The sequence below is a fragment of the Streptomyces sp. NPDC005791 genome, assembly GCF_042871485.1.
Classification (GTDB): domain Bacteria; phylum Actinomycetota; class Actinomycetes; order Streptomycetales; family Streptomycetaceae; genus Streptomyces.
This window is the reverse complement of sequence record NZ_JBIAIP010000007.1, coordinates 58,412-78,549: the sequence shown is the minus strand read 5'-3', so window position 1 is coordinate 78,549 and position 20,138 is coordinate 58,412. Positions and strand designations below refer to the sequence as shown.

At 72.3% G+C, this 20,138-nt stretch carries 19 protein-coding genes; 10 read left to right on the top strand and 9 right to left on the bottom strand.

From position 1 onward, the window contains the following. Nucleotides 1-87 precede the first annotated feature (87 nt). Nucleotides 88-1,308, bottom strand: coding sequence for an acetyl-CoA C-acetyltransferase (locus tag ACFYSH_RS15700; RefSeq protein ID WP_388752892.1), 1,221 nt, complete (start codon nt 1,306-1,308; stop codon nt 88-90). Nucleotides 1,309-1,513: 205 nt separating this feature from the next. Then, entirely contained in the window at nt 1,514-2,557 is a 1,044-nt protein-coding gene (locus tag ACFYSH_RS15695) for an SGNH/GDSL hydrolase family protein (RefSeq protein ID WP_359471942.1), read from the bottom strand. A 154-nt stretch (nt 2,558-2,711) separates the two neighbouring features. Here ACFYSH_RS15695 and ACFYSH_RS15690 point away from each other — a divergent pair, with 154 nt between their 5' ends. Continuing rightward, nucleotides 2,712-4,115, top strand: coding sequence for a cystathionine beta-synthase (locus tag ACFYSH_RS15690; protein ID WP_359471944.1), 1,404 nt, complete (start codon nt 2,712-2,714; stop codon nt 4,113-4,115). Between the two features lie 308 nt (nt 4,116-4,423). Here the strand turns inward: ACFYSH_RS15690 and ACFYSH_RS15685 are convergent, their stop codons facing one another. Beyond that, nucleotides 4,424-4,552 carry a hypothetical protein gene (locus ACFYSH_RS15685; protein WP_359471946.1) on the bottom strand — a complete coding sequence of 43 codons (129 nt, stop codon included), beginning with the start codon at nt 4,550-4,552 and terminating at the stop codon, nt 4,424-4,426. A gap of 127 nt (nt 4,553-4,679) precedes the next feature. On the opposite strand from ACFYSH_RS15685, the gene ACFYSH_RS15680 reads away from it, so the two are divergent. Further along, the gene (locus ACFYSH_RS15680) at nt 4,680-5,483 is read left to right on the top strand and encodes a maleylpyruvate isomerase family mycothiol-dependent enzyme (RefSeq protein WP_388752888.1); all 804 of its coding nucleotides are present in this window, start codon (nt 4,680-4,682) and stop codon (nt 5,481-5,483) included. A gap of 64 nt (nt 5,484-5,547) precedes the next feature. On the opposite strand, the gene ACFYSH_RS15675 is transcribed toward ACFYSH_RS15680, so the two are convergent. After that, nucleotides 5,548-6,129 (bottom strand): thioredoxin domain-containing protein, encoded by a 582-nt coding sequence (locus tag ACFYSH_RS15675; protein WP_388752885.1) that lies wholly within the window; start codon nt 6,127-6,129, stop codon nt 5,548-5,550. A 152-nt stretch (nt 6,130-6,281) separates the two neighbouring features. Between ACFYSH_RS15675 and ACFYSH_RS15670 the strand changes: the two genes are divergently transcribed. Further along, a complete protein-coding gene (locus ACFYSH_RS15670) occupies nt 6,282-7,130 on the top strand; it encodes a MurR/RpiR family transcriptional regulator (protein WP_388752882.1) in 849 nt (282 codons plus the stop codon). A 142-nt stretch (nt 7,131-7,272) separates the two neighbouring features. On the opposite strand, the gene ACFYSH_RS15665 is transcribed toward ACFYSH_RS15670, so the two are convergent. The 5 genes from ACFYSH_RS15665 to ACFYSH_RS15645 all read right to left on the bottom strand — a co-directional run bounded on the left by ACFYSH_RS15665 (nt 7,273) and on the right by ACFYSH_RS15645 (nt 11,023). Further along, nucleotides 7,273-7,647, bottom strand: a complete 375-nt coding sequence (locus ACFYSH_RS15665) for a hypothetical protein (RefSeq protein WP_359471954.1) — start codon at nt 7,645-7,647, stop codon at nt 7,273-7,275. Between the two features lie 98 nt (nt 7,648-7,745). Continuing rightward, nucleotides 7,746-8,213: a roadblock/LC7 domain-containing protein gene (locus tag ACFYSH_RS15660; protein WP_388752879.1), complete on the bottom strand. Its 468-nt coding sequence runs from the start codon at nt 8,211-8,213 to the stop codon at nt 7,746-7,748. A 38-nt stretch (nt 8,214-8,251) separates the two neighbouring features. After that, the gene (locus ACFYSH_RS15655) at nt 8,252-9,067 is read right to left on the bottom strand and encodes a winged helix-turn-helix domain-containing protein (protein WP_388752876.1); all 816 of its coding nucleotides are present in this window, start codon (nt 9,065-9,067) and stop codon (nt 8,252-8,254) included. Next, nucleotides 9,064-9,471 carry a hypothetical protein gene (locus ACFYSH_RS15650; RefSeq protein WP_359471961.1) on the bottom strand — a complete coding sequence of 136 codons (408 nt, stop codon included), beginning with the start codon at nt 9,469-9,471 and terminating at the stop codon, nt 9,064-9,066. The genes ACFYSH_RS15655 and ACFYSH_RS15650 overlap by 4 nt, the downstream gene beginning before the upstream one ends. A gap of 202 nt (nt 9,472-9,673) precedes the next feature. After that, nucleotides 9,674-11,023, bottom strand: coding sequence for an APC family permease (locus ACFYSH_RS15645; RefSeq protein WP_359471963.1), 1,350 nt, complete (start codon nt 11,021-11,023; stop codon nt 9,674-9,676). 128 nt (nt 11,024-11,151) lie between these two features. On the opposite strand from ACFYSH_RS15645, the gene hutU reads away from it, so the two are divergent. The 7 genes from hutU to ACFYSH_RS15610 all read left to right on the top strand — a co-directional run bounded on the left by hutU (nt 11,152) and on the right by ACFYSH_RS15610 (nt 20,067). Next, nucleotides 11,152-12,816, top strand: coding sequence for a urocanate hydratase (gene hutU, locus ACFYSH_RS15640; RefSeq protein ID WP_388752871.1), 1,665 nt, complete (start codon nt 11,152-11,154; stop codon nt 12,814-12,816). A 17-nt stretch (nt 12,817-12,833) separates the two neighbouring features. Continuing rightward, a complete protein-coding gene (locus ACFYSH_RS15635; protein ID WP_359472063.1) occupies nt 12,834-14,057 on the top strand; it encodes an allantoate amidohydrolase in 1,224 nt (407 codons plus the stop codon). Continuing rightward, nucleotides 14,048-15,418 (top strand): formimidoylglutamate deiminase, encoded by a 1,371-nt coding sequence (locus ACFYSH_RS15630; protein ID WP_359471967.1) that lies wholly within the window; start codon nt 14,048-14,050, stop codon nt 15,416-15,418. Before ACFYSH_RS15635 ends, ACFYSH_RS15630 begins: the two co-directional genes overlap by 10 nt. A gap of 71 nt (nt 15,419-15,489) precedes the next feature. Continuing rightward, the gene (hutI, locus tag ACFYSH_RS15625) at nt 15,490-16,662 is read left to right on the top strand and encodes an imidazolonepropionase (RefSeq protein WP_359471970.1); all 1,173 of its coding nucleotides are present in this window, start codon (nt 15,490-15,492) and stop codon (nt 16,660-16,662) included. Nucleotides 16,663-16,804: 142 nt separating this feature from the next. After that, the gene (locus tag ACFYSH_RS15620) at nt 16,805-17,887 is read left to right on the top strand and encodes a GNAT family N-acetyltransferase (RefSeq protein WP_388753308.1); all 1,083 of its coding nucleotides are present in this window, start codon (nt 16,805-16,807) and stop codon (nt 17,885-17,887) included. An 84-nt stretch (nt 17,888-17,971) separates the two neighbouring features. Beyond that, on the top strand, nt 17,972-19,243 hold the full coding sequence (locus tag ACFYSH_RS15615) for a glycosyltransferase (RefSeq protein WP_388753305.1): 1,272 nt from the start codon (nt 17,972-17,974) through the stop codon (nt 19,241-19,243). Next, nucleotides 19,240-20,067: a polysaccharide deacetylase family protein gene (locus tag ACFYSH_RS15610; protein ID WP_359471972.1), complete on the top strand. Its 828-nt coding sequence runs from the start codon at nt 19,240-19,242 to the stop codon at nt 20,065-20,067. Before ACFYSH_RS15615 ends, ACFYSH_RS15610 begins: the two co-directional genes overlap by 4 nt. Nucleotides 20,068-20,138: the final 71 nt, after the last annotated feature.

Sequence of the window (20,138 nt, the reverse complement as noted above, 5' to 3'; positions counted from 1 at the left end):
CTCGCGTTGTCGCTCGCGTTCGCTTCGCCTCCGCTGCGGGCAGGGGGCGCCCTCGTTCCTCGGGCGACCCCTACCCTCCGCTGCGGCTCAGCTCAGCCGCTCGATGACCATGGCCATGCCCTGGCCGCCGCCCACGCACATCGTCTCCAGGCCGAACTGCTTGTCGTGGAACTGCAGGCTGTTGATCAGCGTGCCGGTGATGCGGGCGCCGGTCATGCCGAAGGGGTGGCCGACGGCGATCGCGCCGCCGTTGACGTTCACCTTGTCCAGCGGCAGCCCGAGGTCCCGGTAGGACGGGATGACCTGGGCGGCGAACGCCTCGTTGATCTCGGCCAGGTCGATGTCGCCGACGGTCAGCCCGGCGCGCTCGAGAGCCTGCTTGCTGGCCTCGACCGGTCCGTAGCCCATGATCTCGGGGGACAGGCCGGAGACACCGGTCGAGACGATGCGGGCCAGCGGGGTCAGGCCCAGCTCGCGCGCCTTGGTGTCGGACATGATCACGAGGGCGGCGGCACCGTCGTTGAGCGGGCAGCAGTTGGCCGCGGTGACGAGTCCGTCGGGGCGGAACACCGGCTTCAGGCCCTGCACGCCCTCCAGGGTGACGCCCGCACGGGGCCCGTCGTCCTTCGAGACGACCGTGCCGTCCGGTGTCGTCACGGGGGTGATCTCGCGCTCCCAGAAGCCGTTCTTGATGGCTTCCTCGGCGAGGTTCTGCGACCGCACGCCGAACTCGTCCATGTCCTGGCGGGTGACGCCCTTGATCCGGGCCAGGTTCTCGGCGGTCTGTCCCATCGCGATGTACGCGTCCGGGACGAGACCCTCCTCGCGCGGGTCGGTCCAGCTCGTGCCGGTCTGCTCCGCCCGGGCGGCGGTGCGGGCCTCGGCGTCGGCGAAGAGCGGGTTGTGGGTGTCCGGCAGGCTGTCGGAGTTGCCCTTCGCGAAGCGGGACACCATCTCGACGCCGGCGGAGATGAAGACGTCGCCCTCGCCGGCCTTGATGGCGTGCAGGGCCATGCGGCTGGTCTGCAGCGAGGACGAGCAGTAGCGGGTGACCGTGCAGCCGGGGAGGTGGTCCATCCCCATCTGTACGGCGATGATGCGGCCCAGGTTGTTGCCCTGCTCGCCGCCGGGGAGGCCGCAGCCGAGCATCAGGTCGTCGATGTCCCTCGGGTCCAGCTCGGGGACCTTGGCAAGCGCGGTCTGGATGATGGTGGCGGTCAGGTCGTCCGCGCGCAGATCCTTGAGGGACCCCTTGAAGGCCCGGCCGATGGGCGAACGGGCAGCAGAGACGATCACGGCTTCGGGCATCACGCGGCTCCATGAGGGATGGAAGGCAGGAAGGCTGGGCTGCCTTGGAAGTTACCCGGACGTACAGCGGAGGTCACCCAACAGGCGATGTGATGCGGACCTCTTTTCTAAGCAACCGCTCAGTCGCCCGCATTGTTCCCCGGAGTGTTCCTCTGCGTGTCCCCGGCCCGCCCGCCCCGGGCCTCCGGGCGCAGGAGCGCCCTGCTCATGCCCGCCGCCATGTCGCCCCCGACCCCCGTCCGTGCGCCGGCCCCTCGTCCGAGCCCTGCTCCGTGTCCTCGTGCGGCACCGGTTCCGTGTGGGCGGGCAGGCGCCGACGCCTGCGGTGCTTGAGCAGGGCCCACGGCGCCCGCGCGGCCGTGACCTCCGTGCCCGCCTCCTTCGCCGCGCGGGAGGCCGCCTTGGCGACCGGCAGCAGGCCCTCGCGGCGTGAGCCGTCCAGATGGTCGGACTCCGGCCACAACCCGAGGGCCGCGCACAGGGTGGGCAGCATCGCCATCGAGGCAGTCGCGTACCCCTCGGCCGAGGGGTGGTAGTTGTCGGGGCCGAAGAGCTCCCGGGGGTTCGCCTCGAACTCAGGCCCGAGCAGGTCCCCCAGCGAGACCGTCCGTCCGCCCTGTTCCACCGCGCCGATCGTCTGGGCCGCCGCCAGTTGCCGGCTGACCCGCCGGGCCAGCCACCGCAAGGGCTGGTAGACGGGCTCGATCGTCCCGAGGTCCGGGCAGGTGCCCACGACCACCTCGGCACCGGCCGTGCGCAGCCTCCGTACGGCCGCGCTCAGACAGCGCACCGACTGTGTCGCCGGCATCCGGTGGGTCACGTCGTTCGCGCCGATCATGATCGCGCAGACGTCCGGCACCCCTGACGGGTCCGCCAGCACCATGGACACCTGTCGCTCCAGATCGTCCGACCGGGCGCCCGGCAAGGCCACGTTCCGTAAGTCCACCGGGCGCTCGGCCACCGCCGCCAGCCCCGACGCCAGGAGCGCCCCAGGGGTCTGACCGGCCCTGCGCACGCCCTGCCCGGCCGCCGTCGAGTCGCCCAGCAGGACAAAGCGCAAGGGGTCGGCAGGGCCGGCGAACGCCACCCCGTACCGCCCGTCCGCGCTCGGCGGGACCGGTGCCTTGCCCCCGCCCACCAGTCGTTTCGCCAGCTGCACCTCGGCCAGTACCAGGCCCACCGTCGCCGCACCGATCAGACCGACGCCGCCGCCCCCGTAGGCCGCTCCCGCTGCGATCCGCCGTGCCACCCTCGCTCTCGACACAGTCCGGTCCACCTCCTCCGTGCCGTACAGCCGTACACGCACTACCTGCCCCGTGGAGGGTGCGGCTCAATCGCTTCGCCCGATCTGCTGCCCGTACGCATACTCTTGCCTGACCATCTCGGAGATCCCGGAGTACACGGTGCAATTCCACGATTCGATGATCAGTCTTGTCGGCAACACCCCGCTGGTCAGGCTGCGCAATGTGTCGGCCAACATTCAGGCGACGGTCCTGGCCAAGGTCGAGTACTTCAACCCCGGCGGGTCGGTGAAGGACCGCATCGCGCTGCGCATGATCGAGGCGGCCGAGCAGAGCGGCGAGCTCCAGCCGGGGGGCACGATCGTGGAGCCGACCAGTGGCAACACGGGTGTCGGCCTGGCGATCGTGGCCCAGCAGAAGGGCTACAAGTGCATCTTCGTCTGCCCGGACAAGGTGTCCACGGACAAGATCAACGTGCTGCGGGCGTACGGCGCGGAGGTCGTCGTCTGCCCGACGGCGGTCGACCCGGAGCACCCTGACTCCTACTACAACGTCTCCGACCGGCTGGTCCGCGAGACGCCGGGAGCCTGGAAGCCCGACCAGTACTCCAACCCCGCCAACCCGCGCTCGCACTACGAGACCACGGGCCCCGAGCTCTGGAAGCAGACGGACGGGCGGATCACGCACTTCGTCGCGGGCGTCGGCACCGGCGGAACGATCACCGGCACGGGCCGCTACCTCAAGGAGGTCAGCGAGGACCGCGTGCGGATCATCGGCGCCGACCCGGAGGGCTCCGTCTACTCCGGCGGCTCCGGGCGCCCCTACCTCGTGGAGGGGGTCGGCGAGGACTTCTGGCCGAGCGCCTACGACCGTACGGTCACCGACGAGATCGTCGCGGTCTCGGACAAGGACTCCTTCCGGATGACCCGGCGCCTCGCCAAGGAGGAGGGCCTGCTCGTCGGCGGTTCCTGCGGCATGGCGGTCGTCGCGGCCCTGGAGGTCGCCGAGCGCCTCGGTCCCGACGACGTGGTGGTCGTCCTGCTGCCGGACAGCGGCCGCGGCTACATGAGCAAGATCTTCAACGACGAGTGGATGGCCGACTACGGCTTCCTGGAGGACTCCGGTCCCTCCGCCCGTGTCGGCGCGGTCCTCGACTTCAAGGACGGACCGCTCCCCTCGCTCGTCCACATGCACCCGGAGGAGACGGTCGGCGAGGCCATCGAGGTACTCCGGGAGTACGGCGTCTCCCAGATGCCGATCGTGAAGCCGGGAGCGGGCCACCCGGACGTGATGGCCGCCGAGGTCATCGGCTCCGTCGTGGAGCGTCAGCTCCTGGACGCGCTGTTCACCCAGCGGGCCCTGCTGTCGGATCCGCTGGAGAAGCACATGTCGGCCCCGCTGCCGCAGGTCGGATCGGGGGAGCCCGTCGAGGACCTGATGGCCGTGCTCAGCGGTACCGGCGGTGCCGACGCGGCCATCGTTCTCGTCGAGGGCAAGCCGACGGGTGTCGTGAGCAGGCAGGATCTGCTGGCCTTCCTGGCGAAGGACGCCGCGCCCAAGCAGTGAGCGCGGGTCTGCGGGCGCGGGTGTCCCGGGTTCGCGCAAACGGTACGAGCACGACACGTTGACGCAGCACCGGCTTAACACGGCTCCGGCACAGTAAGGGGTGTCGGCAGGGAAACCCGCCGGCACCCGATACGGCGACACGGACTACGGAGCGGCTCCCGGACCTCCACCGTCGCCCGGACGCGACACCCGGCCCTGACCCGGGACCGCGTCCCTCGCGGGGACCGCCGTCGTCCCGCCCCCCGGGCAACCGGGGGTGCGGCGGTCCCCGCGATTATTCACGTGCGGAAGCACCCGGCACCCGAGGTTCAGCCGTCCCGGTCGGACACGGGCCGCTGCTTCTTCCGGGCCCACGGCCACGCGCGGGCGGAGTGCACGGCGTTCACGCCGATGACACCCAGCCAGGCGACGACGAGGCCGTCGATCCGGGCTTCCATGTGTTCACCGTACGAAGCCCGGGAGGCCCGGTCATGGGGGCTGACCCCCTGTTCCGGCGGCCCGCCGCACGGGGCGGGCCGTGCCCCGTCGGCGTAGCGTGGTTGTCGGAAGACGGGAGGCGCGCCCATGGCCACCACGACAACGTCCGCCCGTGCCGTTCCCCGTACGACCGGGACGCGGGCCCGTCTGGTCAACGAGGCCGAGCTCCGGGCGACGCTCACCGTGTTCCGTGAGCTGGCCGACGAGGACTGGCGGCGCCCGACCGCCTGCACCGACTGGAACGTCCGGGACATGCTGGCCCACATCGTCGGCCAGTACGAGGAGCTGCCGCGCCCCTGGACCGCCGTGCGGCGCGTCCGACGGGCCGCGCGGACACATCCGCACCTCGGCCCGCTGGACGGGCACAACCAGGCCCAGGTCGAGGACCGGCAGGCCGTCCCGGGGCGGGAACTGATCGGCGCCCTCGCCCACTTCGCACCCCAGGGGCTCGTCGCGCTGCGCCGTATGCCGGCCCCGGTGCGCCGCAGGATCCGGCTGAGTCTGCTCTACCCGGAGGCGAAGGCGCTGCCCGACGACTCGATGGACTACCTCGGCAACGTCCTCGTCGCCCGCGACACCTGGATGCACCGGGTGGACCTCGGTGACGCCATCGGGGCCGAGCCGGTCCTCGACGGGCACGACCGGGAGATCGTGGACCAGGTGGTGCTGGACCTGGCCCTCGCCTGGACGGGCCCCACGTCGGAGCTCGACCTCCACGGCCGCGCCGGAGGGCGCCGGCTGCTGGGCATCGGCACCCCGGCGGCCACCCTCCACGCGGACGCGGTCGACTTCGCCCGGCACCTGTCGGGGCGGTCGGCCCGCGGCCCTCTGGAACTGCAGGGTGAGCCCGCGGCACGGGCCGCGCTGCTGGCGGCCCGCGTCGTGTTCTGACGCACGGTCCCGGGCATGTTCCGACGTACGGTCCGGGCGTGCGGAGGACGTACGGTCCGGGCGTTCAGAGGGGAGTCACCTCGGCGAGAAAGGCCTCGGGCGTGATCGCGTATCCCAAGGCGCTGATGACGGGAACAGGGGTGCGGTCGATCAGGACCGTCGGGGTGGACCGCACGCCGCTCGTCCCGAAGGCCGCCGAGACCTGCGCCGCCCAGGGCAGGTAGGTGCGTTCCATGACCTTCTGCCGGAAGCCGTCGGTGTGCAGCGCCTCGACCTCGTCGGCCAGCCGCAGCAAGGTGTCCCGGTCGGCGAAGGCGTCCACCTCCTCGCTGGGCTGATCGGCGTACAGCGCACGCAGGAAGTGCATGAACGGCTTCTGTCCCTCGTCCGCCGCGGCCCCCAGAGCGGCCAGTGCCTCCAGAGAGCCGCTGCCGCCCGCGGCGTCGTCGATGAACGTGCCGAAATGGTGGTCCACCGCGAACCTTCCCTCGTCCGCGGTCCGCTCCATCACGGCTCCGAGACCGAGCTCCATGCGCTTGCAGTAGGGGCAGCGCAGATCGGCGTAGACGCTCAGCACGTGCGCGGCGTCGGGGTCGCCGTAGCGGATGACGACGCCGCCCGGCCCTCTCGTATTGGCTGGGATCATGACCCCAGGGTCCGCAGGGGAGAGCGGGCCCGCAATGTGAGGGCCGGGACCGGCAGGGACGCAGGGGCTGTATATGGACATGCAGACCGCTTGCTGGCTGAATGGATTACTCGCCGCCGGACATGGCGGGGGGACTCTGGAGGGGGGACAGCATGAACGGGAGCAGCCCGGCTGCGCGGGTGCAGCGGCTCTTCGAGGGGCGGCGGCTCACGCCCACCCAGCGGAGGATCGCGCACTCCATGGTGCGGCGGGCCGCCGATGCCCCGTTCCTGTCGAGTGTGGAACTCGCCGAGCTGGCCGGCGTCAGCCAGCCGTCCGTCACCCGGTTCGCCGTGGCGCTCGGATTCGACGGGTACCCGGCGCTGCGCAAGCACCTGCGGGAGGTCACCCCGGAAGGGGCGGCCGACGGGGGCGAGGCGGAGGAAAGTCTCAACGAGTACCAGCAGGCGGTGCTGGCGGAGATCGAGAATCTGCGGCAGCTGTCCGGACTGCTCGCCGATCCGGCGCCCGTGGAGCGGGCGGGGAGGGTGCTCGCCGGGTCCAGGCCGCTGCTGGTGCTCGGCCTGCGGGCCGCGTCCTCGCAGGCCCGGGGGTTCGGGTACTTCGCCGCCAAGGTGCATCCGGACGTGCGCGTACTCGACGAGGGCGGCAGCATGCTGTACGACCGCATCGACGCCGCCAGACGGGCGGGTGCGAGCGCGGTGATGTGCTTCGCGCTGCCGCGGCACCCGCGCGAGGCCGTGGAGGCGCTCGCGTACGCACGGGAGCAGGGGCTGACCGTCGTGACCGTGGCCGACTCGGCGTTCGCCCCGGTCGCGGCCCACAGCGATCTGCTGATTCCGGCCGCCGTGGGAACCGGGCTCGCCTTCGACACCGCCTGTGCGCCGATGCTGCTGGGGCGGGTGCTGCTGGAGGCCATGTGCGACGGGCTGCCCGAGGCGCAGGCCCGGCTGGAGGAGTTCGACGCGAAGGCCGCCGCTCGCGGACTCTTCGTCGAGTAGACGGTCCGGCGGGTGCGCACCGACTCGGTGGAGCGCGGCCGGCCCGCGGGCAGGCGGGTGAAGGCCTACCGGACGACCGGCCCGGCGGCGCGGGACGCCGCACCCGGTGGGGCGCGGCGCCGCCGCCGGTGAGGACGCCGGGTCAGACCTCCAGTTCCGCTTCGATCTTCCGGAGCTGGTGACGCGCCATCGCGAGGTTGGCCCGCCCGCCGTCCAGCACGAGGTAGAGGAACAGGCCGCTGCTGCCCCGGGTCTTGAGCAGCCGGATCAGGTGGTACTGCGTGCCGAGGGTGATCAGGATGTCCTCGATCTCGTCCTTGATGCCCAGGTGCTCCATGGTTCGGAGCTTCGCCCGGACGACGTCCGTGTTGCCGGCCGCCGCGACCTCCAGGTTGAAGTCCTTGCCGCCGCCGAGGGTGCCCAGCGCCATGCCGCTGGTGTAGTCGACGAGTGCGACACCGACGGCCCCCTCGATCGACGCCATCGCATCCTTCAGTGATGCTTCGGTGTTGGCCATAGTGCTCGTTTCCTTTCCATGGACGGCCCGGTGGCCGGTCCGTTGCTCGGTGGTGCGCTGTCCGCCCGTGGCGCGTGCGTGACGGGCCGCGGCGGGTGTCACGTGGAATCCGGTGAGGTGGGGCGGCGGGGCAGGGCCCGGGGCTGCTGCGGGCGTGGAGGTGGCGCGGCGCGGTCGGCGTGGTCCTGCACGGCGTCGACCCTTTCGCCGATGCGGGCGGCGGCGCGCCGGCCTTCGAGGTGGAGGCGGCCGACGTTGATGCGGTCCTCGGCCAGCAGGGTCAGGACGGCGGAGGAGCCCGCCGCGTACGTGGCGACGTAACCGCTCCCGCCCCGGATCAGCAGTTCGCGGAAACCGCCGCGTCCGGTGGCGTCGGTCATCCGGATCGAGACGCCGAGCGCGGCTGCGGTCAGTGCGGCGACGCCCTCGGCCTCGATGCCGGGGGTGTCGTGGGCGACGATCAGGCCGTCCGTGCTGGCGGCCAGCGCGCCGGTCAGGAGCGGGACCCTGGCGCGTAACCGCTGGAGCTCCTCGAGAACGTCCTGCACCTCGGCCTCGGGCACCATCAGTTGTCTCCTCCCGGCACGCTGTCTCAGCGCGCGTATCACAGGTCCTCCAATGCGTCTCTGAGCCGGCGCAGCAGGGCGACGTCGGGGTCGGTCGTGACCTCGGGCAGCAGGATGCGGCTGTGCTCGGCCACAGCCACCGCCTCCGGCCCGGCCGCACCCGGGCGGACCGCTTCGACCAGTCCGGTGGCCGCCAGCCGGCGCAGGTCGACCAGGATGTGGAAGGCCGAGCGGCCCAGTTCCCGGGCGATGTCCGTGGCCGTACGCTCGCCGTTCACCAGGGCCAGGACGCGGCGCTGGCGCGGGGGCACCGGGGCGTCGACCGGGTGGGCCGTGGGGGAGAGCGGTGCGCTGTCGGTGTGCGCGTCGGGCCAGATCCGGTCCAGCAGTTCGCGGCGCCGGAGCGTCTCGCGCTGGACGGCGTGCACGGGGACGGGGCGGACAGGGCCGATCCAGTGGGAGACCCCGTAGCGGAAGCGGGCCGGAGTGTTCGTGGGGGCCAGGGCGAAGAAGGCGGCGTCGTACAGGGCCCCCAGATGGCAGAGCTCCAGCGCGCCGCCGGGGACCCGGCCGCTGTCCACGAGGTAGCGGCCGACCCGCTGCCGGGCGCCCGCCTGGGCGACCGCGTCCCACCAGCCCTCGGAGCGCAGGGCCCCGCCCGTGGTGAGCAGGACGTCGATCCCGGGTGTCGCGGGGCTCTCCGCGTGGACGACCTGGCCGTCGGCGAGGTACAGGGTGCCGCGGTCGCGCATCAGCGCACCGGTCGCGCGCTCCGCCGCGAGCCGCTGCAGCATCGGGGAGGGGGCGGCCCCTTCGCCTGTGCCGGGCGGCGCGGTGACGACGGTGGGCCTCATGCCAGGACCAGCCGCTCCGCTATCTCGCCGAGCCTGATGCGTGCCAGGGCGAGGTTGCCTTCCGCGCGGTCCAGCCAGAGGTGGAGGAAGACGCTGCTGTCGAAGGCCGTCTCGACGAAACGGAGGATGTGGTAGCCGGAGGCGGTGGTGACGATGACGTCCTCGACGGCCGGGGACGGTGGGCCCGGTAAGCCGGCGGTGGGTGGGTCCGCCTGCGCGAAGACGGGCTGTTCGGCGGCCATCCTCGCCACTTCGGCCGTCTCGGCGGCCGTGGCCTCGTGGTCGCCGTTGGGCGACTCGCCGATGGTGCCGAGCGCGAGCCCGCTCGTCCAGTCGACCACCGCTGCACCCCGGGCACCGGGCAGCCTCATGACTTCGATCAGGCACTCGTCGATGCCGGGCAACGTGAACTCCCCTCCCGACGTGGCGTACGGATGTGATGGAGAGGCTACGCAACGTGTGCGTGCGGGGTGGGAGTTCTGGCATTTTCCAGAGGTACATGCGGGAGACCGTGTAGAAGGGCGGCCGGTGGACGCGCGGCAGCCGGAGGAAGGTGTCCGTCCGTCCGTAGCCTCCCGGCGGCCCCGGTCCGCCGGCGCTCCTCGTTCAGGCCTGCGCCCGGGCCCGCATCACCGCTCTGTTGACCACCCAGAGACCGATGCCGATCAGCAGGAGGATCCCGGCCCGGATGTAGACGTCCGCGGCCCGGTCGGCCAGGGGGCTCGCCAGGATCAGGGACGTGATCGCCCCCAGCACGGGCAGCACGGTCGGCGTACGGAAGTGCCGGTGGTCGACCCGGTCCTTGCGCAGGACCAGTACGGCGATGTTGACGACGGCGAAGACGCAGAGGAGGAGGAACGAGGTGGTGTCGCCGAGGCCCTCGATCTCGCCGGTGGAGACGAGGCCGACGGCGAGCACGGTCACGAAGGCGATGCCGACCCACGGGGTGCGGCGCTTGGCGAGGACGCGGCCCATCGCGGGGGGCAGGATGCGCTCGTTGGCCATGCCGTAGCAGAGGCGCGAGGCCATCATGATGTTGATCAGCGCGGAGTTGGTGACCGCGAACAGGGCGATCAGCGCGAAGAGTTTCGGCGGGAAGTCGATGCCGCCCGCCTTCACCACTTCGAGCAGCGGACCGCTGGACCCCTCCAGGGTGCGGGAGTCGACCAGCAGGGACGAGACGAGGGCGACCAGGACGTAGATGGTGCCCGTCACCGCGACGCCGATGAAGATGGCGCGCGGGAACGTCCGGGCCGGGTTCCGGGTCTCCTCGGCCATGTTCACCGAGTCCTCGAAGCCGACGAAGGCGAAGAAGCCGAGCGCGGTCGCCCCGAGGACACCGGTGATCAGCGCGTATCCGGTGCCGCCCGTCTCCAGGTCGGTCAGCCGGGAGGGCTCGCCGCCGCCGGTCAGGACGGCGTAGGCCCCGATCGAGAGGATCACCAGGAGGCCGCTGAGCTCGACGAGCGTCAGGACGACGTTGGCCTTCACCGACTCGGCGACGCCGCGCAGATTGATCGCCGCGAGCGCGAGGACGAAGAGGATCGCGACGAGTGTGGGCGGCAGGGCGTCGGTGAACTCGCCGAGGTAGTCGCCGCTGAAGGCGCGGGCCGCCGCGCTGGCGGAGGACAGGCCCGAGCACATGACCATGAAGGCCACGACGAAGGTCAGGAACGGGACCTTGAACGCCTTCTGGGTGTAGAGCGCGGCTCCGGCCGCCTTGGGGTACTTGCCGACGAGCTCGACGTACGAAGCAGCCGTCAGGACCGCCACCACGAAGCCGATCAGGAAGGGCAGCCAGAGTGCCCCGCCGACCTTGCCCGCCACCTTGCCGGTGGTGGCGTAGATGCCGGTGCCGAGGATGTCGCCGATGACGAACAGGATGAGGAGCTTGGGGCCGATGACCCGCCTGAGCGCGGGTTCACCGGGCGTGGCCGTCGGCTGCGATGCGGTCACGGGGCCTCCCCTGGAGTGTGATGACACAAGGCCTGCCCCCGAGTGGCGCGAGCCTCACCTGTTGACTAGGAGTATTCAGGCGGACAGGATGTGAATAGGAGAGTCACATTCGCGAGGAGGCAGCCCCCATGTCAGGACCCCGCCCCGTACGGGCACCGCGCGGTACGGAACTGAGCGCCCTGGGATGGCAGCAGGAAGCCGCCCTCCGCATGCTGCAGAACAACCTCGACCCCGAGGTCGCCGAACATCCCGACAAGCTCGTCGTCTACGGCGGCACGGGCAAGGCCGCCCGCGACTGGCGGTCCTTCGACGCCATGGTCCGTACGCTGCGGACGCTCAAGCAGGACGAGACCATGCTCGTCCAGTCCGGGCGGCCGGTGGGCGTCATGCAGACACACGAATGGGCGCCGCGCGTCCTCATCGCCAACTCCAACCTGGTGGGCGACTGGGCCAACTGGGAGGAGTTCCGCCGCCTGGAGGCCCTGGGGCTCACCATGTACGGGCAGATGACCGCGGGATCCTGGATCTACATCGGGACCCAGGGCATCCTCCAGGGCACGTACGAGACGTTCGCCGCGGTGGCCGCGAAGCGGTTCGGCGGGACGTTGGCGGGGACCATCACACTGACCGCCGGGCTCGGCGGCATGGGCGGGGCCCAGCCCCTGGCCGTCACGATGAACGACGGCGTCGCCCTCTGCGTCGACTGCGACCCACGCGCCATCGAGCGCCGCATCGAGCACCGCTTCCTGGACGTCCGGGCCGACTCGCTCGAACACGCGCTCCAGCTGGCCGTCGAGGCCCGCGACGCGCGGCGTCCGCTCTCCATCGGCCTGCTCGGCAACGCGGCGGAGCTGCTGCCCCGGATGCTCGCGGAGGGCGCGCCCGTCGACATCGTCACCGACCAGACCAGCGCGCACGACCCGCTCGCCTACCTGCCCGTCGGGGTCGACTTCGACGACATGGCCTCCTACGCGGCCGAGAAGCCCGCCGACTTCACCCGGCGCGCAAGGGAGTCGATGGCCGCGCACGTCGAGGCGATGGTCGGCTTCATGGACGCGGGGGCCGAGGTCTTCGACTACGGAAACTCGATCCGGGGTGAGGCCCAGCTCGCCGGTTACGCGCGCGCGTTCGACTTCCCGGGCTTCGTGCCCGCGTACATCCGGCCCCTCTTCTGCGAGGGCAGGGGGCCCTTCCGGTGGGCGGCGCTCTCGGGCGAGGCGTCCGACATCCACAAGACCGACAAGGCGCTCCTGGACCTCTTCCCGGAGAACGAGTCCCTGCACCGCTGGATCAGGATGGCCGGTGAGCGGGTCCACTTCCAGGGCCTTCCGGCACGCATCTGCTGGCTCGGCCAGGGCGAGCGCGACAAGGCGGGCGACATGTTCAACGACATGGTCGGCAACGGCACCCTCGCCGCCCCGCTCGCGATCGGCCGCGACCACCTGGACTGCGGCTCGGTGGCCTCCCCCTACCGCGAGACGGAAGGCATGCTCGACGGCTCCGACGCGATCGCCGACTGGCCGCTCCTGAACGCCATGGTGAACGTCGCCTCGGGCGCCTCCTGGGTCTCCGTCCACCACGGCGGCGGTGTCGGCATGGGCCGCTCCCTCCACGCGGGTCAGGTCTCGGTCGCCGACGGCACGGAACTGGCCGGCGAGAAGATCCGGCGGGTGCTCACGAACGACCCCGCCATGGGCGTCATCCGGCACGTGGACGCGGGCTACGACATCGCGGAGTCGGTTGCGGACGAGTGCGGCGTGCGCATTCCGATGAGGGAGGAAGGCACCGCGTGAGCGACACCTTCCACGCCATGTGGCGTTCGCTGCGGCCCATCGGCCGCAGCGACGCCTCCGGCGGCTACCGCCGCTACGCCTGGACCGGCGCGGACGCCGAGTGCCGCCTGTGGTTCCAGGCGCAGGCCGAGGCGCGCGGCCTCGACCACGAGGTCGACCGCAACGGCAACCAGTGGGCCTGGCTCGGCGACCCGCTCGCGGGGGACGCGGTGGTCACCGGGTCCCATCTCGACTCCGTGCCCGACGGCGGCGCCTTCGACGGCCCCCTCGGCGTGGTGTCCTCCTTCGCCGCCCTGGACGAACTCCGCCGCAGACGGGTGGTGTTCACCAAGCCCTTCGCCGTCGTCAACTTCGGCGACGAGGAAGGGGCCCGCTTCGGGCTCGCCTGCGTCGGCTCCCGGCTCGCCGCCGGACAGCTGACCACCGAGGACGCGCACCGGCTCCGCGACGGGGACGGCGTCTCCCTGCCGCAGGCCATGGAGGCCGCGGGGTACGACCCCGATGCCATCGGCCCCGATCCCGGACGCCTCGCCCGGATCGGAGCGTTCGTCGAGCTCCATGTGGAGCAGGGGCGCGCCCTTGACCTGAGCGGGACCCCGGTCGGGGTCGCCTCCGCCATCTGGCCGCACGGCCGCTGGCGCTTCGACTTCCGGGGCGAGGCCAACCACGCCGGTACCACGCGGCTCGCCGACCGGCGGGACCCGATGCTGACGTACGCCGAGACGGTGCTGGCGGCCCGTCGCGAGGCGGAGCTCGCCGGAGGTCTCGCGACCTTCGGCAAGATCGCCGTCGAGCCGAACGGGGTCAACGCCATCCCCTCTCTCGTGCGGGGCTGGCTCGACTCACGGGCCTGCGACCAGGCCACTCTCGACGCCGTCGTCAGCGGTGTCGAGCGGGCCGCGCGGGAGCACGCCGAGCGGGCCGGGATCGATCTCGACGTCGTACGCGAGTCGTTCACGCCGGTGGTGGACTTCCAGCACGCGCTGCGGGACGAGATCCGCCGGCTGCTGGAGAAGCGCGGCCGCGAAGGCGCCGACGGTGCGGGGCACTCCGTGCCCGTGCTCGGCACGGGGGCGGGACATGACGCGGGCATTTTGTCCGCTTCCGTGCCGACCGCCATGCTGTTCGTACGGAACCCCACCGGGATCTCGCACTCACCCGCCGAGCACGCATCGGAGGACGACTGCGTGGCCGGGGTGAGGGCACTCGCCGACGTACTGGAAGGCCTCGCGTGCAGCTGACTACGCAACCGACGGGCACACCGGTCACCGCGACGTACTGGATGTCGCACGCCTGGCTGGGCACCCATGTCGAGCCGGGTGTCCTCCTGGACGTGGCCGGCGGGCGGATCGCCGGAGTCCGGACGGGCACCGACGCGCCGCCGCCCGGTGCCACCGCGCTGTACGGGCTGACCGTCCCGGGACTGGCCAACACCCACTCGCACGCCTTCCACCGCGCTCTGCGCTCCACGGCCCAGGTGGGCTCCGGCACCTTCTGGACGTGGCGCGAACTGATGTACCGGACGGCCTCCCGTCTCACCCCCGACACCTACTACGACCTGGCCCGCGCCACGTACGCCGAGATGGCGCTGGCCGGGATCACAGCGGTGGGCGAATTCCACTACCTGCACCACGCGCCCGGCGGCACCCCCTACGAGAACCCGAACGCCATGGGTGAGGCACTCATCGCCGCGGCGGCCGAGGCCGGCATCCGCATCACCCTGCTCGACACCGCCTACCTCGCCGCAGGATTCGGCGAGAAGCCGAGCCGGCACCAGCGGCGCTTCTCCGACACCACCGCCGACGCCTGGGCCGAGCGTGCCTCCCTCCTCAAGGGCGACGACGACCTGGTGGTGATCGGCGCCGCGATCCACTCCGTACGCGCCGTCCCGGCGGGGCAACTGTCCACCGTCGCGCGGTGGGCCCGGGAGCGGGCGGCCCCCCTCCACGTCCACCTCTCCGAGCAGACAGCGGAGAACGACGCCTGCCTCGCCGCCCACGGCCGGACCCCGGCCCGGCTCCTCGCCGACCACGGTGTCCTCGGCCCGCGCACCACCGGCATCCACAACACGCACCTCACGTCCGAGGACATCGAGCTGCTGGGCACCTCCCGGACGGGCACCTGCATGTGCCCCACCACCGAACGCGACCTCGCCGACGGCATCGGCCCCGCGACCGCTCTGCAGAAAGCGGGTTCTCCCCTCTCGCTGGGCAGTGACAGCCACGCCGTGATCGACCTCTTCGAGGAGGCCCGCGCGATGGAACTCGACGAACGCCTGCGCACCCATGTGCGCGGCCACTGGACAGCGGCAGCCCTGCTCAGGGCGGCGTCCGCCGAGGGGCACGCCGCGCTCGGCCGTCCCGACGCGGGCCTGCTCGAACCAGGGGCGCCCGCCGACTTCGCCACCGTCGCACTGGACTCCGTCAGAACAGCGGGGCCGCTGCCACGACTGGCAGCCGAAACAGCCGTATTCGCCGCCACGGCAGCCGATGTGCGGCACACCGTGGTGGCGGGCCGGCACATCGTCCGGGACGGCCGTCACACACGGATCGAGGACGTGCCCGGAGCGCTCGCCTCGGCCGTCGCCGCCCTGTACGGCTGAGCCGCCGGCCGAGCCCCGCACCGTGAACCCGGGCCCGAACCAGGCCCGAGCCGAAAGAAAGCCGTGCACGGATGACGACGACTGCCATCAGCCACATCGCGAACCTGGTCACCAACGACCCCTCCCTCGGAGACGGCACCCCCCTGGGCCTGATCCGGGACGCGGCCGTCGTCATCGACGGCGACCGCATCGTGTGGACCGGTGAATCCAGCAAAGCACCCGCCACTGACAACGCCGTCGACGCGGCCGGCCGCGCCGTGCTCCCCGGCTTCGTGGACTCCCACTCCCACCTGGTGTTCGCCGGCGACCGCACCGCCGAGTTCAACGCCCGTATGTCCGGACGCCCCTACTCCGCCGGCGGCATCCGCACGACCGTGACCGCCACCCGCGCCGCCTCCGACGACGTGCTCAGCGCCAATGTCGCGCGCTATCTGGCCGAGGCGCTCCGGCAGGGCACCACCACCTCCGAGACCAAGTCCGGCTACGGCCTCACCGTCGAGGACGAGGCACGAGCCCTGCGCATCGCCGCCCGCCACACCGACGAGGTCACCTTCCTCGGCGCCCACATCGTCTCCCCGGACTACGCCGACGACCCCGCCGGATACGTGGACCTCGTCACCGGGCCGATGCTGGACGCCTGCGCCCCGTACGCCCGTTGGATCGACGTCTTCTGCGAGCGCGGGGCCTTCGACGAGGACCAGGCGCGCACGATCCTCACCGCGGGCCTGGCCAGGGGGCTGCACCCCCGCGTCCACGCCAACCAGCTCGGCCACGGCCCCGGCGTCCGGCTCGCCGTCGAACTGGACGCCGCGTCGGCCGACCACTGCACCCACCTCGACGACGCCGACCTCGACGCGCTCGGTCAGGGCAGCACCGTCGCCACCCTGCTCCCCGGCGCCGAGTTCTCCACCCGCGCGGCCTGGCCCGACGCCCGTCGCATCCTCGGCGCGGGCGCCACCGTAGCCCTGTCCACCGACTGCAATCCCGGCTCCTCGTTCACCTCCTCCATGCCCTTCTGCATCGCCCTCGCCGTACGGGACATGGGCATGACCCCCGACGAAGCCGTCTGGTCCGCCACCGCCGGAGGGGCCGCGGCGCTGCGCCGCACCGACATCGGCCGCATCAGCCCGGGGGCCCGCGCCGATCTCGTGCTCCTCGACGCGCCGAGCCACGTCCACCTCGCCTACCGGCCGGGAGTCCCGCTGGTCGGCGCCGTGTGGCGGAGGGGGGAGCGGGTCGTGTGACTCCGCCGGCCGGACGGACCGATATTCACCGGTCGGTCACGGGATGTCGTGGCTGTCTACCGCCAAGTGACCGCGCCCGGTACCGTTTCGGGCAGCGTGGCTCAGGGGGTAGGACCGGGGGGTCTTTGTGAGCAGCAGGCGCATACGTGTGGTCAGGCCCGGAGATCTGGGCGCGGGGGACATCGAGATCTGGCGTGAGCTGAGGGCGAAGTCCGGTGCCCCGGCCCATCCGTTCATGGAACCGGAATTCACCCTTGCCGTCGGCCGTGTCCGGCCGCACGCGCGAGTGGCGGTGATCAGTGAGGAATCCGGGGGGACGGCCGGCTTCCTCCCCTTCGAGCGGGGGCGGTTCGGCCACGGGCGGGCCGTCGGCTTCGGGGTCTCCGACGTCCAGGGCGCCGTGCTGCGCCCCGGTCTCCCGCTGGACGCGAAGGAGCTGCTGCGGGCCTGCGGCCTCTCCGCCTGGGTGTTCGACAACCTGGAGGACCGTCAGGACCTCTTCGAGCCGGACGCCGCCCGCTCGTACGCCTCGTACGTCATCGATGTGGGCGACGGTTACGAGAGCTACGAGAAGGCGCTGCGCGCCCGGTCGCCGAAGTTCCTCAGGACCACCCTGGCCAAGGAGCGCAAGCTCGGCCGCGCGGCCGGGGAGGTGCGGTTCGTCCTCGACGAACGGGACCCGGCGATGCTGCGGACCCTGATGGAGTGGAAGTCCGCGCAGTACCGCAGGACCGGCCGCCGCGACCGCTTCGCCAGGACGTGGATCCGCGGGCTGGTGGAGTTCCTCTTCCACACCCGGGCGCCCGGTTGCTCCGGGCTGCTCTCCGTCCTGTACGCGGACGACCGGCCCGTGGCCGCCCACTTCGGGCTGCGCTCCAGGACGGTGCTCTCGTGCTGGTTCCCGGCGTACGACCCGGAGTTCGCGAAGTTCTCCCCGGGCCTGATCCTGCATCTGCGGATGGCGCGGGCGGCATCGGACGACGGCATCGGGCTGCTCGACATGGGGCGCGGGGCCGCCGAGTACAAGGACGCGCTGAAGACCGGCGAGCTCACGGTCCACGAGGGCGCCACGGTCAGACCGGGCGCGGGCGCGGTCCTGCAGTGGCTCGGCCGTGAGCCGTCCCGCCGCGCACACAGCTTCGTACGGAAGCGGCCCCGGCTTGCGGGCCTGGCGCAGCGCGGCCTGCGACGGGCCGGCCGGATGCGCGAACCGAAACGTCCATAGCGTCACGACCGGGGGGACCGGATGCCGTACGGGAACGGACAGACAGGGAACACGCGGTCACCGGACGTCGGCCGGCTCGCCGGCATGGCCGTGGCCGAGCTGGAACTCGACGCGGCCGACGGTACGGGCGTACGGATGGGCCCCGCGCCCGGCAACCCGCCTCTGGGGCAGCCGGACGGTGGCGAGCAGCGGGTCTTCGCCCTCGTACGGCTGCGCGGACGTCCGGTCGGCACGGTCGTGGGGCGCGTCAGGGCGGGCGACGACCCGGCGTCCGTCCTCGCCGAGCAGGCGGTGGCCGAGATCCTCGTCCCGGACGCCCCGGAGCGTCCGCCGATCGGGGAGGCACCCAGGGCCACGGTCGTCGTCGCGACCCGGGAGCGCCCGGGCCCGCTCGCCCGCGCCCTCGACTCGCTGCTCGCGCAGGACCACCCGGACTTCGAGATCGTGGTCGTCGACAACGCCCCCGCCACCGGCGCCACCCGTGAGCTCGTCGCCTCGGCCTACGCCGGCCGGGGCGTGCGCTACGTGCTGGAGCCGGTGCCCGGTCTGGCCGCCGCGCACAACAGGGGCATCGCCGCCGCGAGGGCCGACGTGCTCGCCTTCACCGACGACGACGTCATCGCCGACCCGCACTGGCTGACCGCCCTCACCAGGCCTTTCGGCGCGGACCCCCGGCTCGCCTGTGTCACCGGGCTGATCGTGCCGGCCAGGCTGACCACCCCGGCGCAAATTCTGCTGGAGAGCCACGGTGGGTTCGCCAAGGGGTTCACCGCGCGCCGCTACGACCCCGCGGACCCGCCCGCCGACGACCCGCTCTTCCCGTTCACGGCCGGACGGTTCGGCTCCGGCGCCAACATGGCCTTCCGCGCGGGGCCGTTGAAGGCGGTCGGCGGATTCGACCCCGCCACCGGCACCGGGACCCCCGCCAAGGGGGGCGACGACCTCTACGCCTTCGTGCGGCTCCTCGCCGAGGGGCACCCGCTGCAGTACACGCCCGACGCGATCGTCTGGCACCACCACCGGGAGCGCTGGGAGGACCTGTGCGCGCAGGCGTACGGCTACGGGGCCGGGCTCACCGCCTGCCTCGCCGCGCTCCTGGTCCGCAGGCCCGGCCTGCTGCCGCCCCTCCTGGCCCGGCTGCCGCGCGGTCTCGCCCATGCCCGCTCGATGACGGCGCCGCGTGCCACCGGCGCGGCCGGGCGCACCGGTGTTCCCGGCGCGCACGGCACGTACACCCACCCGTGGCCCCGCCATCTGTCCCGGCTGGAACGGCGCGGCCTGCTGTACGGCCCCCTCGGGTACGTACGCGCCCGGCTCGCGGTCCGTGGTACGACGCGCCCCTGGGAGGGCAGATGAACGCCGGCAGACCCGAGGGGCGCGGAGGGGCGTCCCGGATACCCGTGCTGCTGTACCACGCGGTGATGGACGACCCGCCGCCGTGGATCGCCGAGTTCACCGTCACGCCGAGGGCGTTCGCCGCCCAGCTGGACGCGATCGCGGCCTCCGGCCGCACCCCCGTCCCGGTCGGGGTGCTCGTCGCCCATCTCGCGGGAGGTGAGCCGCTGCCGGACAGACCGGTCGTCCTGACCTTCGACGACGGCTTCGCGGACCTCCCGGGCCCGACCGCCGAGGCGCTCGCCGGACGGTCGATGCCGGCCACGGCGTACCTCACGACCGGCGCGCTGACCCGCTCCGGACCGGGCAGCCTGCTGCCGCCCGCACCGATGATGAGCCTGGAACAGGCGCCGCTGCTGGAGCAGTACGGCATGGAGGTGGGCGGGCACACCGTCACCCACGCGCAGCTGGACACCCTGCCCGTCGCGGATCTGCGGGCCGAACTGGCCGACTCGAAGAAGGCGTTGGAGGACGTCCTGGGCCACGGGGTCGACCACCTCGCCTATCCGCACGGGTACAACAGCCCGCGGGTGCGCCGTGCCGCCCGTGCCACCGGTTACCAGAGCGCGGTGGCCGTCCGGCACGCGCTGAGCTCCGGCCGGGACGAGCCGTACCGGATCGCGCGCCTGATCCTGCGGCAGAGCCACACCGTGCGCGACGTCGAACGCTGGATGGCGGGCGAGGGCGTGCGCGTGGCGCCGTACCACGACTCCCTGCCGACCGTCGGGTGGCGGTGGTACCGCCGTACGCGGGCCGCCGTGCGGGGGCCGGAGTTCGCGGGGTGAGGCGGCGAACCAGACGGAAAACGACGAGAGCACCACAAAGCCGAAACACATTCCTATACTTCGCTTACGAC

What these genes read in the sequence shown, in the direction of transcription:
- ACFYSH_RS15675 (WP_388752885.1), bottom strand. Translation starts at nt 6,129, where the DNA reads ATGATCCCAGCCAATACGAGAGGGCCGGGCGGCGTCGTCATCCGCTAC.
- ACFYSH_RS15615 (WP_388753305.1), top strand. Translation starts at nt 17,972, where the DNA reads ATGGCCGTGGCCGAGCTGGAACTCGACGCGGCCGACGGTACGGGCGTA.
- ACFYSH_RS15685 (WP_359471946.1), bottom strand. Translation starts at nt 4,552, where the DNA reads ATGGAAGCCCGGATCGACGGCCTCGTCGTCGCCTGGCTGGGTGTCATC.
- ACFYSH_RS15700 (WP_388752892.1), bottom strand. Translation starts at nt 1,308, where the DNA reads ATGCCCGAAGCCGTGATCGTCTCTGCTGCCCGTTCGCCCATCGGCCGG.
- ACFYSH_RS15670 (WP_388752882.1), top strand. Translation starts at nt 6,282, where the DNA reads ATGAACGGGAGCAGCCCGGCTGCGCGGGTGCAGCGGCTCTTCGAGGGG.
- hutI (WP_359471970.1), top strand. Translation starts at nt 15,490, where the DNA reads ATGACGACGACTGCCATCAGCCACATCGCGAACCTGGTCACCAACGAC.
- ACFYSH_RS15680 (WP_388752888.1), top strand. Translation starts at nt 4,680, where the DNA reads ATGGCCACCACGACAACGTCCGCCCGTGCCGTTCCCCGTACGACCGGG.
- ACFYSH_RS15610 (WP_359471972.1), top strand. Translation starts at nt 19,240, where the DNA reads ATGAACGCCGGCAGACCCGAGGGGCGCGGAGGGGCGTCCCGGATACCC.
- hutU (WP_388752871.1), top strand. Translation starts at nt 11,152, where the DNA reads ATGTCAGGACCCCGCCCCGTACGGGCACCGCGCGGTACGGAACTGAGC.
- ACFYSH_RS15655 (WP_388752876.1), bottom strand. Translation starts at nt 9,067, where the DNA reads ATGAGGCCCACCGTCGTCACCGCGCCGCCCGGCACAGGCGAAGGGGCC.
- ACFYSH_RS15665 (WP_359471954.1), bottom strand. Translation starts at nt 7,647, where the DNA reads ATGGCCAACACCGAAGCATCACTGAAGGATGCGATGGCGTCGATCGAG.
- ACFYSH_RS15660 (WP_388752879.1), bottom strand. Translation starts at nt 8,213, where the DNA reads ATGGTGCCCGAGGCCGAGGTGCAGGACGTTCTCGAGGAGCTCCAGCGG.
- ACFYSH_RS15635 (WP_359472063.1), top strand. Translation starts at nt 12,834, where the DNA reads ATGTGGCGTTCGCTGCGGCCCATCGGCCGCAGCGACGCCTCCGGCGGC.